The following is a 15,230-nucleotide window of genomic DNA, read 5'->3' on the forward strand; positions in this document are numbered from 1 at the left end:
GCTCGGCGCCGGGTTCGACACGCTTACGGCAGTCGAGAATCTGATCGGCTCGGCGTTCGCCGACACGCTGACCGGCAATACCGGCGCCAATAGTCTCAACGGCTATCTCGGCAACGACCGGCTGGACGGCGGGTCGGGCAATGACAGCTTGCTTGGCGGCGAGGACAACGACCTGCTCGATGGCGGGCTCGGCGATGACGCGCTCAACGGCGGCAACGGCACCGACCTCGCATCTTATGCCACCGCCAACTCGGGCGTCGCGGTCAACCTCGGCGTGGCGGGAGCGCAGAACACGCTCGGCGCCGGGAACGACACGCTGACCGCAATCGAGAACCTCGCCGGCTCCAACTTCGACGACACTCTGACGGGCAGCAGCTTCGCCAACGTGGTGAGCGGTAACAACGGCAACGACACCATCAACGGGCGCGGCGGCAACGACACGTTGTTCGGCGGCGGCGGGAACGACAACTTTCGCTTCGACGCGCCGCTCAACGCCGCTACCAACGTCGACACGCTGGCCGATTTCAACGTCGCCGCCGACACCATCCTACTGTCGACCGCGGTGTTCACGGCGATCGGCGCCGGCACGTTGAGCGCAGCCGCGTTCCAGCTCGGCGCTGGGGCCAACGACGCCGCCGACCGCATCATCTACGACAGCGCGACCGGCCGCATCTTCTACGACGCGGACGGCAATGGCGCTGGCGCGCAGGTGCTGTTCGCGCGGGTTGCCGCCGGAACAGCCCTCACCAATGCCGACTTCGTTGGCGAAGTTCCGGCGGCGGAAGGTCCCAGTGCCGAACATCCTGCAAGCGCGAGCCTTGTGGCGCATGACGTGCCGGACTTCGCACGCGGTTCGCTCGGCATCAGGCCTAACCACGATTCGGATTACTACTGGGCTTAGGCTGCGCCGGTCGTTTGGGCGAGAGCGCAGGCCGCATCCGCTATGACGCAGGCGCCAACGGCGCCGGCGCCGTTCGCTCGAGGCACGGCAGGCAGGCCTGGCACACCAAGCGCTGGTGACCCCTACGGGAATCGAACCCGTGTTTTCGCCGTGAGAGGGCGACGTCCTGACCGCTAGACGAAGGGGCCGTGGCCGGCGCGCGCCGTATGGTAGACAGCGCCCGCCTAGTCAATCAGGCGGCCGGCGTGCTTAACCGGGGATACAGATTTGCGCCTTTAGAGCGGGCCCATGATGATCGAAACCGCCCGCACTTCCCGCCGCTCGCTGCTGACCACGAGCCTGGCGCTGGGCGGCATAGCCTTGCTTGGCTTCTCCGCCGCCGGCAACAGCAAGCCCGCCGCCGCGCCCGCCACCCGCAAGATGGTGATGCACAAGCACCCCATGTGCGGTTGCTGCGGCAAATGGGGCGACGCCGCGCGCGCCGCGGGCTTCGAGGTCGAGATCGCCGACACCCGCGACATCATGGCGGTCAAAGCGAAGTACGGCGTGCCCGATGCGCTCGCCTCGTGCCACACGACGATCGTCGGCGGCTATGTCGTCGAAGGCCATGTCCCACTCGGCGCGGTGGCGAAGCTGCTGCGCACCAAGCCGAAGATCAAGGGCATCGCGGTGCCCGGGATGCCGGTCGGAGCGCCCGGCATGGAAGTCCCCGGCCGCCCCGCGGACCCGATCACGGTGATGGCGTTCGACGCCGCCGGCAAGGTCCGCCGCTTCGCCTAGAACCAGGTGCGGATGCCCGCCACCAGGCTGACCCCGGTCGCCTGATCTTCCCCGCGAAAACGCCGCGTGTCGCGGTTCACATGCTCGATCGCGACCCCGAGATAAGGTGCGAATTGCGGCGTGATCTCGTAGCGCAGCCGCGCCCCCAGCTCGACTGAGCTGAGCCCCGCGCCAACTTCGTCGCGCCGCGAATCCTGCAACGCAAAGTCGAACTCGGCGCGCGGCTGGAGCACCCATTGCTGGGTGATCCGGGCGTCGTGCTCGGCCTCGATGCGCACTCCGACATGACCGCGGTCCGAAACGAAAGCGGCGGCATCGACCTCGATCCAGTAAGGCGCGAGTCCCTTGACCCCGAGCACCGCATGGGCGCGGCCGCGCGGGCGGAAATCGTAGCGCAGGCCGGCCTGGGCATCGAACCACGGGTCGATGGCGTGGCTCCACAGCGCTTGAAGCTCGGCCTGGCCCGGCCGTTCGCCGAACGCGCCCTCGGCTTCCGCCTTGAGCCACAATTTGTCGATATCACCGCCGTACCAGGCCTCGGCATTGACGAAATAGCCGTCGCGGCCGTCGCGCACGCGGACTTCTGCCTGGTCGACCAGCAGTTTGCCGACGCGCATCGTGCCATGCTCGGCGCGCAGCATGTTACGCGATGGGGCCATTGCGCCCTGCCCCCATACCGCGTCGGCGGCATGCGCCGGGCCGGAGCGCGCTTCGGGTGGCGGCGGCGCGAGCGGCGGATCCGCGACCGGAGCTGTTACTTGGTGCCCAGCGTGCGGATCGGCCACAGGTGCGGGCGCATGACCGGCGTGCGGGTCGGGCGCCGGCTGCGGTGCGGGCATGGCGTGCCCGGCGTGGGGATCGGCGACCGGGGTCTTGGTTGCGGCTTTTTTCTGCACCGCCTTTTTCACGGCGGGCTTCTTCGCAACCGACTTTTTGGCCGGAGCCTTTTTCGCCACCGGTTTTTTGGCCGGCGCCTTCTTGACCGGCGCCTTCTTCACAGGCGCGGGCATATGATGGCCCTGATGTTGAGCGAGCGCCGGCGCGGCGGTCATGGCGCTCGCCGCGAGCAACAAGAGGAGCCGCTTCATGCCGTGTCCCCGTCCATCGGCCGCACCTTGACCACGCGCATCATCCCGGCGTGCATGTGGTAGAGCAAGTGGCAGTGGAACGCCCAGTCGCCCGGCGCGTCGGCGGTCATGTCGAGGTCGACGAAGCCGCCCGGCAGCACGCGCACGCTGTGCTTGAGCGGCTGGTGGTCGCCGTGGCCGTTGACGACCTCGAAGAAGTGGCCGTGGATGTGCATCGGGTGGGTCATCATCGTGTCGTTGATCAGCCGCAGCCGCACCCGCTCGTTGCGCGCGAAACGGTAGGGCTCGGGGTTTTCGGACAGCTTCTCGCCGTCCAATGACCACATGAAACGCTCCATGTTGCCGGTGAGGTGGATCTCGACTTTTCGGGTCGGCGCGCGGCGGTCAGCGCGCGGCGTCAGCGCCGCGAGGTCGCGGTAGGTAAGCACCTTGTGGCTCAGCTTGTCGAGCCCGATGCCGGGGTCGCCGACGCGGTCGACCGGCGTCGGCGCGATCATGTCGACCCCGACCCCAACCGGAAATTTCACTTTCGACTTGTCGCGCATGTCCATGTTCGAATGATCTGCGGGGGCGGCGGGAGGCGAGGCAGCGCCGCCGTGCGCCGAATGGTCCACGCCTGCCGCGCCGCCGCCGTGCGTCATGCCCATGTCGGCCATGGTCAGGATCGGGCGCTCGCGCAGCGGCGGGACGGCGGCGCGCATGCCGGCGCGCGGCGCCAGCGTCGCCGCGACCAGCCCCGAGCGGTCGATGCTCTCGGCGACGAAAGTGTAGGCGCCGTCGGCCGGGGTGACGATCACGTCGTACGTCTCGGCATTGCCGATCTGGAGCTCGTCGACCTCGACCGGGCGTACCGCGATGCCATCGGCGGCGACCACGGTCATGCGCAGGCCCGGGATGCGGATGTTGAAAATGGTCTGCGCGGCGGCGTTGATGATGCGCAGCCGCACTCGCTCGCCGGGCTGGAATAGCCCGGTCCAGTTCTCGCCGCTGCTGTGGCCGTTGATGAGGAAGCGGTAGGCAGCGGCGGTGATGTCCGAAATGTCGGTCGGGTCCATCCGCATCTTGGCGAACATCGCGCGGTCGGCGGGGCTGAGCGCCCCCTCCTTGCCCGCCATGCGGCCAGCGACGGTCAGCCGGTTGCGGTTGAAGAAGCCGGCCTCCTGCTTCATCCGCGCGAAGATCACATGCGGGTGGAGGAAGCTCCAGTCGGACAAGAGCACGACATGCTCGCGGTCGTAGGCGATCGGGTCGGGCCCGGCGGGGTCGATGATCATCGGCCCAAAATGGCCGACCTGCTCCTGCAGCCCGGAGTGGCTGTGGTACCAATAGGTCCCCGACTGCTTGACCGGGAAATCGTAGGTGAAGGTGGTGCGCGGCTTGATGCCGGGGAAGCTGACGCCGGGCACGCCGTCCATCTCGAACGGCACGAGCAGGCCGTGCCAGTGGATCGAAGTGTCCTCGTCGAGCTCGTTGCGGACCGCGATGCGCACCCGCTCGCCCTCCTTGAGGCGGACCAGCGGCGCGGGAATGGTGCCGTTGAGCGCGACCGCGTGGCCGCTGCGGCCGTCGACTGCGAATTCGGTGCGGGCGACGGTCAGCGCGATGTCGGTCCCGATCAGCGTTCCGCTGCCCTTGACGGCGAGGCCGTGGCTGACCGGCGCGGCCCACGCCGGGTACAGCCCGCCGGCAGCGGCCAACCCGGCGCCGCCGGCGAGAAAGCCGCGGCGATTGAGGGAAATGTTGTCGGTCATAGGCTCCACGCGCCCGACGCGCGGGCACGATCCATGTTCCTGGGAGACGGTGGAGGCGCCGCGCTGGGCGGCGCCTCCGGTCGGGCCTAGTGGCTCAGGCCGTGGTCGGCATGCTCGCCGGCCTTGCCATCGCCCTTGGCGGCGTCATGACCCGCGCCGTGCTTGGCGCAGCACTCCATCTTGCCACCTTTCATGTCCTTGCAGCAGCAGTCCTTGGCGTCGTGCGCCGCGCCGTGCTGGCGGTGCTCGGCATGCGGGTCGGCGGGGGCCGCGGGAGCGGCCTGGGGGGCAGCGGCGGCGAGCGCCGCGAGGATCAAAAACGTCATCACATATTCTCCTGAGACAATAGATTCGGTCGAAATTCGGTCTCAGATGCGCTTGGGAGGCGGCGTCGCAGCTTCCGGGTGGAGCCCGCTGCCGCGCTGGGCGAGCGGGCGGACCGCCGGCGGCGGGTTCAACGCCGGCGCGGGACTTGCGACAAATTCGGGGGCGACGATCGCGGCGCAGGTCATGGCGCACTCGTTCGACTTGGGAGCCTGGCTGTCGCGATCGCCGGCCGGGTCGGGGCAATGCACGTCCGCGGCCGCGGCGGCGTGGTGACCGGCCGGCTGTGCTGCGGCGGGCGCAGCCATCCCGAACGGCATCATCGCGAGCGCGATCAGGGTCAGCAGCTTGATCACCAGTGCCTGCATCGGGGCGGGATAGACCGCGCTACCTTGCCCTGCAATGACCGGCTTTAGCCCGCCCACCCTCAATGGCACGCCTTGAGCTCGCGCTTGAGCAGCCAGTAATTGACCGGCCAGGCGGCGAGGAAGCCGGCGGGAACCGCGAACAGCAGGCCGCGCCAGAACATCCACGACAGGATCGACGGCGCGCTCATCCCGCCCATCTGATAATCGACCAGGTTCATCACCAGCTCCATCACGCCGATCGAGATCACTTCGCCGATCCAGATGATGCGCAGCGCGTCGAGCAGCCCGACGCCGCGGTTGCGCATCACGGGCAACAGTCCGAGCATCATCCCCGAGGCGTAGGCCAGCGTGGTTGCCAGCACGATCGTCTGCCACGCCGGCAGGCCGAGGGTGACGCCGATCGCCAGCCCGGCGACCTCGCCGATGACGCAGCCGGTGAGGCAGTGCAGCGTGGCTTGGAACGAGGTTGCGAGCGACCCGCCCGAGCCATGCCCGGCGTGGTGCGAATGGGCCGCCGGCGCGGCCGGGTGACAGGACTTTTCAACCATGTTCGACTCGCCTTTCTATACCCTATGGAGGTATCTGTTATACCCATAAGGGGTATGTTGCAAGCGGCCGTTTTTGCCGCTACAGCGAGAGTCATGGACCGCACCGAAAAGCCACAGCTGCGCAATCGCCTGAGCCGGATCGAGGGCCAGGTGCGCGGCATCGCCAAGATGATTGACGAGGACCGCTATTGCATCGACATATTGACCCAGGTGCAAGCCGCGCGGTCGGCGCTGGCGCGGGTCGAAAGCGAGTTGCTCAAGGAGCATCTCGAGCATTGCGTGGTCGGCGCGATGGTCAGCGGGGATCAGGCCGAGCAGCGGGCCAAGGCGGCTGAGCTGATCGAGCTGCTTGCCCGCGGGCGCTAAAGCCGCGTTTCGCCCCGAGGCTTGCCGTCCCGCGTTGGGGTCAGCCAATCGTGGCTGAGCAGTTTAAGCTGGGCCAGCAATGACACCAGGAAAGCGGTCGACCAGCCGAGCATAATGATCCCGGTCGCACCCTCGATTGCACCCAGAATACGCCACGGCTTGCCGAGCAGCACGTCGCCGTAGCCGACCGAGGCGTAGGTCACGGTCGAGAAATAGAGCGAAGTTTCGAAGTCGCCGATCGCGCCGAGCAGGAGATAGAGCAAGGCGTAAAGCCAGATCTCGATGGTGTGCAGCGCGAACAGGCCGATCGATGCCGCCAGCAGCAGGGTCAGCGGTGAGATCTGCAGCCGCTTGGCGAGATGATGGTGCGAGCGCAGCACGCGCACCAACACGGCGAGGCCGACAAGGTGGACAATGACCGTGACCAGGACCATCACGCTGGCCAGCGCGAGCTGGATGGTCAATTCGGACACGGGTCAGCCGCCTTCTTGGCCGCGCTCGCGCTCGGCAAGGAAGCGCATCAGCTCGGCGAGGGTCGATTCCATCTGGTCCTGCATCTGGCTGACCAATTCGTTCTCGCGCATCCCGCCATGGTCGAGCGGTTTGGAGTAACTGTCGGAAAAAGCCTTGAGGTCGTCGCGGTCGAACACCCCGCGCGCGACCAATTTGGCGACGATCACGAGCAGGCCGTTGGTGTTGGCGATGGTGCCGGCGACCAGCGCCTCGTCGACCATCGACAGGCTTTGTTCGGTCTCGGCCTCGTCGTCTTCGTCATCGCTGTCGATCATCGTCTCAATCTGACCGCCTCAGGCGAAATCGGCAAGCCTCGCCCACGCCTCAGCTTTGGCGGCGAATGGCCGCGTGTTGGCCGGACTCGACGACGGCAGGTCGATCAGCGCCGCTGCCACCGCCCCCAGCTCGCGGCGGCCGATGCGCGCCGCGGTGCCGCCGTTGAAGGCGATTGCGCTCAGCTCCGGCAGGCTTGCTACGAGATCGCGCAGCGGGTTGGCCGCGACCAAGCGCAGCGCACCGTCGAGGCTGCCCGGGCGAACCGCCGAGGCGACGACGTCCCACAGCCCGACGCCGCGCGCCGCCAGCCGCTCCAGCCGCGCGGCATAGTCCAGCTCCGCGAGCGGCTCGCCGAGCACTCCGCCGAGCAGTCGCCAGAACTGATTTTGCGGGTGGGCGTAATAGCGCTCGGCGGCGAGCGAGGCATCACCGGGCAGGCTGCCGAGGATCAGCAGCCGCGTGTCGTCGTCGACGACCGGCGGCAGACACGCCTTGGCTCGAACCGTCATCGCTCTCCCCGATTGCAGCCCCACACGACACGCCGATAGACTTCCGCCCGCGCGGGCTTAAGAGCCTGCCGGGTGCAGCCCAGCGACCTCCGCATTGCCCTTGTCACGGGCAATTACAATTATGTGCGCGACGGCGCCAACCAGGCGCTCAACCGCCTGGTCGAATATCTGTTGCGGCAGGGCGCACAGGTGCGGATCTACTCGCCGACGATCCCCGAACCGGCGTTCGCGGCGACCGGGGAGCTGATCAGCGTGCCATCGGTCGCGATCCCCTTCCGCCCCGAATATCGCTGGCCGCTGGCGCTGACCCCGCGCATCCGCCGCGACCTCGCCGAGTTCGCCCCCAACATCCTCCATATCGCCAGCCCCGATCTGGTGTCGCACCGCGCGGTGAGCTGGGCGCGCGGGCACGGCATCCCCGCGATCGCCTCGGTCCACACGCGGTTCGAGACCTATCTCGCTTATTACCATCTGGAACTGCTCGAGCCCGCGGTACGCCTGATCCTGCGCCGGCTCTACCGCCGCTGCGACGCACTCGTCGCGCCCGCCGAATCGATGGCCGCGGTGCTGCGCGCGCAGCGCATGAACCGCTACATTTCGATCTGGACCCGCGGCGTCGACCGCGCCCAGTTCAACCCCGAGCGGCGCGACATGGCATGGCGCCGCGCCAACGACATCGCCGACGACGAGCTGGTCGTCGCTTTCCTCGGCCGGGTGGTGATGGAAAAGGCGCTCGACGTGTTCGCCGACGCGATCGACGCGCTGGCCGAGCGCGGGGTGCACCACCATGTGCTGGTGATCGGGGAGGGACCGGCGCGGCCGTGGTTCGAGCAGCGCCTGCCCGGCGCGGTATTCCTCGGCGAGCAGACCGGCGACGACCTCGCCCGCGCGCTGGCCAGCTCCGACGTGCTGTTCAACCCGTCGATCACCGAGGCGTTCGGCAATGTCACGCTGGAGGCGATGGCGTGCGGGCTGCCGGTGGTCGCCGCCGAGGCCACCGGGACGACCAGCATCGTGCGCGGCGGCGAGACCGGGCTGTTGGTCGAGCCCGGCGACAGCGACGCATTCGCCGATGCGCTTGAAGCCTATGCCACCGATCCAGCGATGCGCGCGCGGCATGGCGCGGCCGGGCTCGCCTATGCCGAGACGATGGACTGGGACCGCATCAATTCGGCGGTGCTCGACGCCTACGTCCGCGCCATCGCTCGCCGCGAGCGGCGCGAGCGCCTGACCGGGCGAACCGCGGCGCCAACCGCTATTTGACGCGTTCGATGCGCTGCGCCGCCTCGTCGAGTATGGCGGTGATCTCGTGCACCAGGCTGTCGTCCCACCCTTCGTTGGCGACGCGGTTGCGCAGTGCGGACATCAGATTGCCGATGGCGCGGCCGAGGTGCGGGCTGTCGCCGCGCTTCTTGCCCCCGCCCATGCCGTCGAGACGCTCGAGGACATCGGTCATCTGCTCGCCTTGCTCTTCCAGCCAGGCGCGGCCCTCGGCGGTCGCCTGGGAAGTCTTGCGCGAGCCCTCTTCTGGAACCTCTTCGATATGGCCGAGGTCCTGGAGCATGGTCAGCGTCGGATAGATCACGCCGGGGCTCGGCGCATAGTGGCCATCGGTGAGCGTTTCGACCGCCTTGATCACGTCGTAGCCGTGGCGCGGCTTCTCGGCGATCAGGAACAGGATCAGCAGGCGCAGGTCGTCGGCGCCAAGCTGCGAGCGGCGCCGCCCGCGCGGCCGTCCGCCCCACCCGCCCGGGCCTTCGTCGAAGTCGAAATGGAATGGCCCCCAGCTGCCGCTGCGCCCGCCCATCGCGAACAGGCCTTCGGGGATGTTGAATTCGAACCGGCCGCGTGGGCCGCAACCGTGACGGTGGCGCATGGACTGTCTCCTTCGATGTATCTAAGATATATCTTGGAACGGTCTTACGCAAGGGCGGTGCATTCGCGCGGTTGACGATTTAGAACCGGGCCATGGCCGACCTGTTTGCCGAAGACACCCCTGCCCTCGCCAGCGAGGCACCGGCCGAGCATGTCCCGCTCGCCGACCGGCTGCGCCCGGCGCGTCTCGACGATGTGGTCGGGCAGGAGCATCTGACCGGGCCCGATGGCGCGATCGGGCGGATGGTCGCGGCGGGCAAATTGTCGTCGATGATCCTGTGGGGGCCGCCCGGTACCGGCAAGACCAGCATCGCGCGCCTGCTCGCCGACGCGGTCGGCCTGCGCTTCGTCGCCATCTCGGCGGTTTTCTCGGGCGTCGCCGACTTGAAGAAACTGTTCGCAGATGCGCGCGAGGCGGCCCGCGCCGGCCAGCGCACCTTGCTGTTCGTGGACGAGATCCACCGCTTCAACCGCGCCCAGCAGGACGGCTTTCTGCCCTACGTCGAGGACGGCACGGTGACGCTGGTCGGGGCGACCACCGAGAACCCCAGCTTCGAGTTGAACGCGGCGCTGCTGTCGCGCGCCCAGGTGCTGATCCTGCGTCGACTCGACGAGGCTGCGCTAGACGCGCTGATCGCGCGCGCCGAGGACGAGGCCGGGCAGCCGCTGCCGGTCACCGCCGACGCGCGTGCCGCGCTGGTCGCCAGCGCCGATGGCGACGGGCGCTTCCTGCTCAACCAGGTCGAGACCCTGTTCGACATCGCGATCGACGAGCCGCTCGACCCGGCCGGGCTGGCCGCGCTGCTCCACCGCCGCGTGGCGGTCTACGACAAGGACCGCGAGGGGCATTACAACCTCATCTCGGCGCTCCACAAAAGCCTGCGCGGCTCCGACCCGCAGGCCGCGCTGTATTACCTCGCGCGGATGCTCACCGCGGGCGAGGAGCCGCTGTACGTGCTGCGGCGGCTGGTGCGCTTCGCTTCGGAGGACATCGGGCTGGCCGACCCGCAGGCGCTGGTGCAATGCCTCGCCGCCAAGGACAGTTATGATTTCCTCGGCTCGCCCGAGGGCGAACTGGCGATCGTCCAGGCCTGCCTCTATTGCGCCACCGCGCCCAAATCGAACGCCGCTTATGTCGCGCAGAAGGCGGCCTGGCGCAGCGCCAAGGAAACCGGCTCGCTGATGCCGCCCATGAACATCGTCAACGCCCCGACCAAGCTGATGAAGCAGGTCGGCTACGGCAAGGGCTATCAGTACGATCACGACGCGGAGGAGGGATTTTCGGGCGCCAATTACTGGCCCGAGGAGCTGTCGCCGCAGACCTTCTACGAACCCTCCGGCCGCGGGTTCGAGGCGAAAATCGCCGAGCGCCTGCAATTTTGGGATGGCAAGCGCCGCGAGCGCGCTAAAGAGCAAGGCGAAGGCTAAACGCGGAGACCAGCCATGTATCGGACCGACGCTCCTGCCGCTTACTGGCGCGACCAATTGTTCCTGTGGGGGCCGCGCGTTTTGTTCGCGATCCTCATTCTCGTCGCCACCCATTTCATCGCCAAGGCGGTGCAGTGGGGCGTGGCCAAGATGGTCGACCGCATGCCGGTGCTCAAGCGCCACCCGCAGGCCGGCGGCGAGTCGGTCGGGACCGAACTGGGGCGGCTGGCCTACTGGCTGATCTGGCTGGTCGGATTGATCGCGGCGCTCCAGCCGCTCGGGCTGTCGGGCGTGCTGACCCCGGTCACCAACCTCACCAACGAGGTGTTCGCCTTCCTCCCGCGGCTGCTCGGCGCCGGGCTGTTCTTCTTCGCCGGGCTGATCCTCGCGCGGATCGTCCGCCACATCATCGAGGCGGCGCTCGGCGCGCTTAACCTCGAACGCCTGCTCGGCCGCGCCGGGATCAGCATCGGGGAGCCGCCGCTGGCGGTCGACCAGACCGGGGTTGCCGTCGAAGGCGCGACTCCGGCGCGCAGCTCGATCGCCCGCGCGGTCGGCGTCACCGTGTCCGCGGTGATCATCATCTTCGCCGCCATCGCCGCGCTGCAGATCCTGCAGATCTCGGCGATCTCCGACCCCGCGACGGCGATGCTTAACACCATCGCCTTGGCCATCCCGCGGGTGGTCGCTGCCTTGGTGTGGCTGGCCATCGCCTTCCTCATCGGGCGCTGGGTCAAGGCGATGATCGAGACCGTGTTGCCGAGCCTCGGGTTCGACAACAGCGTGCGCACGCTCGGCATCATGCCCGCCAGCTCCAACCCGTCGAAGGTGGTCGGGGCGATCGCGATGACCGCGATCCTGCTCGGTGCGGCGATCGAAGCGGCGCGGCAATTGGGCGGCGACAGCGTCGCGGCTTTGCTGTTCCAGATCACCGAACTTGGCGGCAAGGTCATCTTCGGCACCGTGATCATCGTCGTCGGGCTGTTCCTCGCGCGCATCCTCGCGTCGCTGGTGGGGAGCTCGACCGGCGAGGCGGGCTACGCCCAGACGGTGATCAAATATGCCATCATCGCCTTGTTCACCGCGATCGGCCTGACCTTCATGGGGCTCGCCAACGAGATCGTGATGATCGCGTTCGGGCTGATCCTCGGCGCCGCCGCGGTGGCGACGGCCTTGGCTTTCGGGCTCGGCGGGCGCGACGCCGCCGCGCGCATGCTTGAGGAATGGCAGGCGGGCCAGGGACCAATCGCCCCCGCCCCGCCGCGCCGAATCAAGAGTGCGCCGCGCGACGGGTCGGAAGACCGCCAGCCGCCGCTGGTGTGAGGCCCCGCTTCGAGGCCTTCGTCGCGATCGACTGGTCGGGGGCGAAGGGGACGCGTCACAAGGGGATCGCGATCGCGGAAGCGCGCGGCAACGGTGCGCCGCGGCTGGTACGCGCGGGTCATGTGTGGTCGCGCGAGGAAGTGCTCGACTGGCTGCTCAAGCGCGCCGCAGTCGAGCCGACCTTGTTCGGGTTCGATTTCAGCTTCGCCCCGCCGCTGATCGAGCGCGGTGAATATCTGCCGGGCGAGTCCGGCGTGCCCGCCACCGCGCGCGAGTTCTGGGCCTATGTCGATGGCTTGAGCGACGATCCCGACCTCGGCGCCGCCTCGTTCCTCGAGCAGGCCCACCGCCGCCACTTCTATTTCGGGATCGCCGACGGGGTGAAGGCCAACTTCGTACGCTTCCGCCAGTGCGACGCGCGGTTGAACGAGCTGGGCGGGCGCAAGACCGCCAGCGCCTATGACGCGATCGGCGCGGCGCAGGTTGCCAAGGCGAGTTTTTCGGGGATGCGGCTGCTCCATCGGCTCGACGGAAAGGTGGCGATCTGGCCGTTCGATCCACTACCCGACAGTGGCAGCGCGGTGGTCGAAATATACACCCGTATCTACCTCCGCCGCGCCGGGATGAGCGGGACCAAGCTGCGCAGCCGCGCACAATTGAACGCGGCGCTCAAGGGCCTCGGCAGCCCGCCGGCGCGGCTGCGCTTCGAGCCCGACGACCACCAGACCGACGCGCTGGTCACCGCCGCCGGGATGCGCGCGCTCGCGGCCGATCGGGCGGCATTCGCGCCGGCCGGGCTGACCCCGGAGATCGCCCGCAGCGAAGGCTGGACGTTCGGCGTGCTATAAAGCACAGGCGCGAATGGGCCGGATTAGCTCAGTTGGTAGAGCAGCGGTTTTGTAAACCGAAGGTCGCGGGTTCGAATCCTGCATCCGGCACCGCCTCGTGCTCCTGCGAAGGCAGGAGCCCAGACCGCCAACAAATAGTCTGGATCCCTGCCTTCGCAGGGATACAAATTAGATTTTAACCTCGACCCACATCGGGGCGTGGTCGCTGGTCTTGTCCCAGCCGCGCGGGGTGCGGTCGACGCCCGCCGCTTGCAACCGCGGCGCGAGCGCCGGGCTGAGCAGCGCGTGGTCGATGCGGATGCCCGAATTGCGCGCGAAGGCGTCGCGCCAATAGGGCCAGAAGGTGTAAATCCGTTCCTCCGGATGGAGGGTGCGAATGGCGTCGGTCCAGCCGCAAGCAACCAGTTTGGCGAACTTTGCCTTCGCTTCGGGCGCGAACAACGCATCTTTAATCCACCGCTCGGGCTTATAGACGTCGAGGTCGGTCGGAATGACGTTATAGTCGCCGATCAGCAGCGCCGGAACGCCGCTGTCGAGCAGGCCCTGCGCGTGGGCGTGGAGGCGATCCAGCCACGCCAATTTATAGTCGAACTTGGGGCCCGGCCACGGGTTGCCGTTGGGCAGATACAGGCAACCGACGAGGATCCCGCTGACCGCCGCTTCAAGGTAGCGGCTGTGGCTGTCGTCAGGGTCGCCGGGAAGGCCGCGGCGGGTCTCGACCGGGGCGCCGACGCGGCTCAGGATGGCGACCCCGTTCCAGCTCTTCTGGCCGTGCCACAGGCTGGTGTATCCGGCCGCCGCGAGCTCCGCCTCGGGGAAGCGGTCGTCGGTGGTTTTGAGTTCCTGCAAAGCCACCACATCGGGCGTAAATTCACCGAGCCAGCGCAACAGCACGGCGAGTCGGCTGGTGATGCCGTTGATGTTGTAGCTGGCTATGCGCAGGGTTTTTCCCACAGGATTATCCACAGTTTTCATCCGCGGCGGCGGCATTTTCGGTTGTCCGATGAGGAACCGTCGAGACCCGCGAACGTTCTGTTGGCGTGCTTCAAATCTTCGGATGCGAAGCATGGGAACCCCGCCAGCTTCGGTTGGCGGGGTTTACCGCATCTGGAGCACCCGACATCACAGCGCAGTCGGATCGGCGGTCGCCAGCGCCAGGCGCCGCGCGGCGTCGGGAAGCGGGTATTTGTTGCCGTTGGCGCAATTGAACAAGAGCACGCTTTCGTTCGCGCCGACCAGCCCGCGATCCCGCGCCAGCCGCCACCCCGCGACCACCGCGCCGCCTTCGGGGCACAGCAGCAGGCCGTCATTGCGCGCGACGTCGTCGACCGCCTCGACGATCGCGTCTTCCTCCACCGCCAGCGCGGCGCCGCCGCTGTCGCGGACCGCGCGAAGGATGAGAAAGTCGCCGACTGCCTTGGGCACGCGGATGCCCGTAGCGATCGTCGCCGCGCCCTCCCACCGCTCGGCGAATTCCTCGCCGGCGTCGAACGCACGGACGATCGGCGCGCAGCCCGCGGCCTGGATGGCATACATCCGCGGACGCTCGGGGCCGATCAGCCCGACCGCTTCGAGTTCGTCGAACGCCTTCCACATGCCGATCAGCCCGGTGCCGCCGCCGGTCGGGTAGAAGATCGCATCGGGGACCTTCCAGCCGAGCTGCTCGACCAGTTCGAAGCCCATAACCTTCTTGCCCTCGAGGCGGTACGGCTCCTTGAGCGTCGAGCAATCGAACCACAGGCCGGCCGCGGCGCCTTGGCCGACCAGTGCGCCGCATTCGTCGATTTGACCATCCGCGACATACACAGTGGCACCGTAGGCGGCGGTCTCACGGACATTGAGTTCGGGAGTTTCAGCCGGACAGATGACTAGCGACTCAATGCCAGCGCGCGCACCATATGCGGCGAGCGCGGCGCCGGCATTTCCGTTTGTTGGCAATGCGATACGGGTGACCCCGAAATGCCGCGCCATCGAAACGGCCATGGCCAGCCCGCGCGCCTTGAACGATCCGGTCGGCAGCCGCCCCTCGTCCTTGACCCACAAATTGGGCGCGGTGCCGGACAGGCGCAGGATCGGGGTTTCGCCCTCACCGAGGCTGACCGGCTCAACCCCCTCGGGCAGCGGCAGCAGCTCGCGCCATTTCCACATCCCCGGCGGCCGTGCGGCGAGGCTGGCGCGGGTCAGCGTGGCCCGCGCCGCCGCCATGTCATAGCGCACCAGCAACGGCCGCCCGACGCGCGACAGATTGTGGATCTTGCCGGCGTCGTATTTCTCGCCGGTCAGCGAGCATTCGAGATGGGTCACGGTCATGCGGCCAGTCCGATACAGGCCT

General features: G+C 68.0%; 18 protein-coding genes and 2 tRNA genes. 8 read left to right on the top strand and 12 right to left on the bottom strand.

Going from position 1 to position 15,230, the window contains the following annotated elements; all coding sequences use genetic code 11:
* A partial coding sequence (locus RMP08_RS06455) for a calcium-binding protein (protein ID WP_310468172.1) occupies nt 1-901 on the top strand: 901 nt, incomplete at its 5' end.
* Nucleotides 902-1,014: 113 nt separating this feature from the next.
* Here RMP08_RS06455 and RMP08_RS06460 read toward each other — a convergent pair.
* A tRNA-Glu gene (locus tag RMP08_RS06460) sits at nt 1,015-1,089 on the bottom strand.
* A gap of 100 nt (nt 1,090-1,189) precedes the next feature.
* Between RMP08_RS06460 and RMP08_RS06465 the strand changes: the two genes are divergently transcribed.
* Nucleotides 1,190-1,681, top strand: a complete 492-nt coding sequence (locus tag RMP08_RS06465; RefSeq protein WP_310468173.1) for a DUF411 domain-containing protein — start codon at nt 1,190-1,192, stop codon at nt 1,679-1,681.
* Here the strand turns inward: RMP08_RS06465 and RMP08_RS06470 are convergent.
* From RMP08_RS06470 to RMP08_RS06490, 5 genes are all read right to left on the bottom strand, one after another.
* Nucleotides 1,678-2,769 (bottom strand): copper resistance protein B, encoded by a 1,092-nt coding sequence (locus RMP08_RS06470; protein ID WP_310468174.1) that lies wholly within the window; start codon nt 2,767-2,769, stop codon nt 1,678-1,680. The genes RMP08_RS06465 and RMP08_RS06470 overlap by 4 nt on opposite strands.
* A complete protein-coding gene (locus tag RMP08_RS06475; protein ID WP_310468175.1) occupies nt 2,766-4,520 on the bottom strand; it encodes a copper resistance system multicopper oxidase in 1,755 nt (584 codons plus the stop codon). Before RMP08_RS06475 ends, RMP08_RS06470 begins: the two co-directional genes overlap by 4 nt.
* A gap of 86 nt (nt 4,521-4,606) precedes the next feature.
* Nucleotides 4,607-4,846 (bottom strand): hypothetical protein, encoded by a 240-nt coding sequence (locus tag RMP08_RS06480; RefSeq protein WP_310468176.1) that lies wholly within the window; start codon nt 4,844-4,846, stop codon nt 4,607-4,609.
* 42 nt (nt 4,847-4,888) lie between these two features.
* Nucleotides 4,889-5,212 (bottom strand): hypothetical protein, encoded by a 324-nt coding sequence (locus RMP08_RS06485; protein WP_310468177.1) that lies wholly within the window; start codon nt 5,210-5,212, stop codon nt 4,889-4,891.
* Between the two features lie 59 nt (nt 5,213-5,271).
* The gene (locus RMP08_RS06490; RefSeq protein WP_310468178.1) at nt 5,272-5,760 is read right to left on the bottom strand and encodes a DUF4396 domain-containing protein; all 489 of its coding nucleotides are present in this window, start codon (nt 5,758-5,760) and stop codon (nt 5,272-5,274) included.
* Nucleotides 5,761-5,853: 93 nt separating this feature from the next.
* On the opposite strand from RMP08_RS06490, the gene RMP08_RS06495 reads away from it, so the two are divergent.
* Nucleotides 5,854-6,126, top strand: a complete 273-nt coding sequence (locus tag RMP08_RS06495; RefSeq protein ID WP_310468179.1) for a metal-sensitive transcriptional regulator — start codon at nt 5,854-5,856, stop codon at nt 6,124-6,126.
* Here RMP08_RS06495 and RMP08_RS06500 read toward each other — a convergent pair.
* The 3 genes from RMP08_RS06500 to RMP08_RS06510 are packed head-to-tail and all read right to left on the bottom strand — an operon-like array spanning nt 6,123 to nt 7,424.
* Nucleotides 6,123-6,599, bottom strand: a complete 477-nt coding sequence (locus RMP08_RS06500; RefSeq protein WP_310468180.1) for a potassium channel family protein — start codon at nt 6,597-6,599, stop codon at nt 6,123-6,125. The two genes, RMP08_RS06495 and RMP08_RS06500, sit on opposite strands and share 4 nt — an antisense overlap.
* A gap of 3 nt (nt 6,600-6,602) precedes the next feature.
* Nucleotides 6,603-6,914 (bottom strand): hypothetical protein, encoded by a 312-nt coding sequence (locus RMP08_RS06505; RefSeq protein ID WP_310468181.1) that lies wholly within the window; start codon nt 6,912-6,914, stop codon nt 6,603-6,605.
* A gap of 18 nt (nt 6,915-6,932) precedes the next feature.
* Nucleotides 6,933-7,424 carry a DNA-deoxyinosine glycosylase gene (locus tag RMP08_RS06510; protein ID WP_310468182.1) on the bottom strand — a complete coding sequence of 164 codons (492 nt, stop codon included), beginning with the start codon at nt 7,422-7,424 and terminating at the stop codon, nt 6,933-6,935.
* A gap of 72 nt (nt 7,425-7,496) precedes the next feature.
* Here RMP08_RS06510 and RMP08_RS06515 point away from each other — a divergent pair, with 72 nt between their 5' ends.
* A complete protein-coding gene (locus RMP08_RS06515) occupies nt 7,497-8,687 on the top strand; it encodes a glycosyltransferase family 1 protein (RefSeq protein ID WP_310468183.1) in 1,191 nt (396 codons plus the stop codon).
* Here the strand turns inward: RMP08_RS06515 and RMP08_RS06520 are convergent.
* Nucleotides 8,680-9,300 (bottom strand): PadR family transcriptional regulator, encoded by a 621-nt coding sequence (locus RMP08_RS06520; protein ID WP_310468184.1) that lies wholly within the window; start codon nt 9,298-9,300, stop codon nt 8,680-8,682. The genes RMP08_RS06515 and RMP08_RS06520 overlap by 8 nt on opposite strands.
* Nucleotides 9,301-9,392: 92 nt before the next feature.
* Between RMP08_RS06520 and RMP08_RS06525 the strand changes: the two genes are divergently transcribed.
* From RMP08_RS06525 to RMP08_RS06540, 4 genes are all read left to right on the top strand, one after another.
* Nucleotides 9,393-10,727, top strand: coding sequence for a replication-associated recombination protein A (locus tag RMP08_RS06525; protein ID WP_310468185.1), 1,335 nt, complete (start codon nt 9,393-9,395; stop codon nt 10,725-10,727).
* A gap of 15 nt (nt 10,728-10,742) precedes the next feature.
* Nucleotides 10,743-12,050, top strand: coding sequence for a mechanosensitive ion channel (locus RMP08_RS06530; RefSeq protein WP_310468186.1), 1,308 nt, complete (start codon nt 10,743-10,745; stop codon nt 12,048-12,050).
* Nucleotides 12,047-12,898 (top strand): hypothetical protein, encoded by an 852-nt coding sequence (locus RMP08_RS06535; RefSeq protein ID WP_310468187.1) that lies wholly within the window; start codon nt 12,047-12,049, stop codon nt 12,896-12,898. The genes RMP08_RS06530 and RMP08_RS06535 overlap by 4 nt, the downstream gene beginning before the upstream one ends.
* 17 nt (nt 12,899-12,915) lie before the next feature.
* A tRNA-Thr gene (locus tag RMP08_RS06540) sits at nt 12,916-12,988 on the top strand.
* A 78-nt stretch (nt 12,989-13,066) separates the two neighbouring features.
* On the opposite strand, the gene xth is transcribed toward RMP08_RS06540, so the two are convergent.
* Together xth and RMP08_RS06550 are read right to left on the bottom strand one after the other, a co-directional pair.
* Nucleotides 13,067-13,840 (bottom strand): exodeoxyribonuclease III, encoded by a 774-nt coding sequence (gene xth, locus RMP08_RS06545; protein ID WP_310468203.1) that lies wholly within the window; start codon nt 13,838-13,840, stop codon nt 13,067-13,069.
* A gap of 180 nt (nt 13,841-14,020) precedes the next feature.
* Nucleotides 14,021-15,208 carry a threonine synthase gene (locus RMP08_RS06550; RefSeq protein ID WP_310468188.1) on the bottom strand — a complete coding sequence of 396 codons (1,188 nt, stop codon included), beginning with the start codon at nt 15,206-15,208 and terminating at the stop codon, nt 14,021-14,023.
* Nucleotides 15,209-15,230 lie beyond the last annotated feature (22 nt).

It is taken from the genome of Sphingomonas sp., from assembly GCF_031426035.1.
Lineage (GTDB): Bacteria > Pseudomonadota > Alphaproteobacteria > Sphingomonadales > Sphingomonadaceae > Sphingomicrobium.

Bases quoted from the DNA above. Each gene is read 5' to 3' on its own strand.
- RMP08_RS06465 (WP_310468173.1), top strand. From the start codon at position 1,190: ATGATGATCGAAACCGCCCGCACTTCCCGCCGCTCGCTGCTGACCACG.
- RMP08_RS06470 (WP_310468174.1), bottom strand. From the start codon at position 2,769: ATGAAGCGGCTCCTCTTGTTGCTCGCGGCGAGCGCCATGACCGCCGCG.
- RMP08_RS06475 (WP_310468175.1), bottom strand. From the start codon at position 4,520: ATGACCGACAACATTTCCCTCAATCGCCGCGGCTTTCTCGCCGGCGGC.
- RMP08_RS06480 (WP_310468176.1), bottom strand. From the start codon at position 4,846: ATGACGTTTTTGATCCTCGCGGCGCTCGCCGCCGCTGCCCCCCAGGCC.
- RMP08_RS06485 (WP_310468177.1), bottom strand. From the start codon at position 5,212: ATGCAGGCACTGGTGATCAAGCTGCTGACCCTGATCGCGCTCGCGATG.
- RMP08_RS06490 (WP_310468178.1), bottom strand. From the start codon at position 5,760: ATGGTTGAAAAGTCCTGTCACCCGGCCGCGCCGGCGGCCCATTCGCAC.
- RMP08_RS06495 (WP_310468179.1), top strand. From the start codon at position 5,854: ATGGACCGCACCGAAAAGCCACAGCTGCGCAATCGCCTGAGCCGGATC.
- RMP08_RS06505 (WP_310468181.1), bottom strand. From the start codon at position 6,914: ATGATCGACAGCGATGACGAAGACGACGAGGCCGAGACCGAACAAAGC.
- RMP08_RS06510 (WP_310468182.1), bottom strand. From the start codon at position 7,424: ATGACGGTTCGAGCCAAGGCGTGTCTGCCGCCGGTCGTCGACGACGAC.
- RMP08_RS06520 (WP_310468184.1), bottom strand. From the start codon at position 9,300: ATGCGCCACCGTCACGGTTGCGGCCCACGCGGCCGGTTCGAATTCAAC.
- RMP08_RS06525 (WP_310468185.1), top strand. From the start codon at position 9,393: ATGGCCGACCTGTTTGCCGAAGACACCCCTGCCCTCGCCAGCGAGGCA.
- RMP08_RS06530 (WP_310468186.1), top strand. From the start codon at position 10,743: ATGTATCGGACCGACGCTCCTGCCGCTTACTGGCGCGACCAATTGTTC.
- RMP08_RS06550 (WP_310468188.1), bottom strand. From the start codon at position 15,208: ATGACCGTGACCCATCTCGAATGCTCGCTGACCGGCGAGAAATACGAC.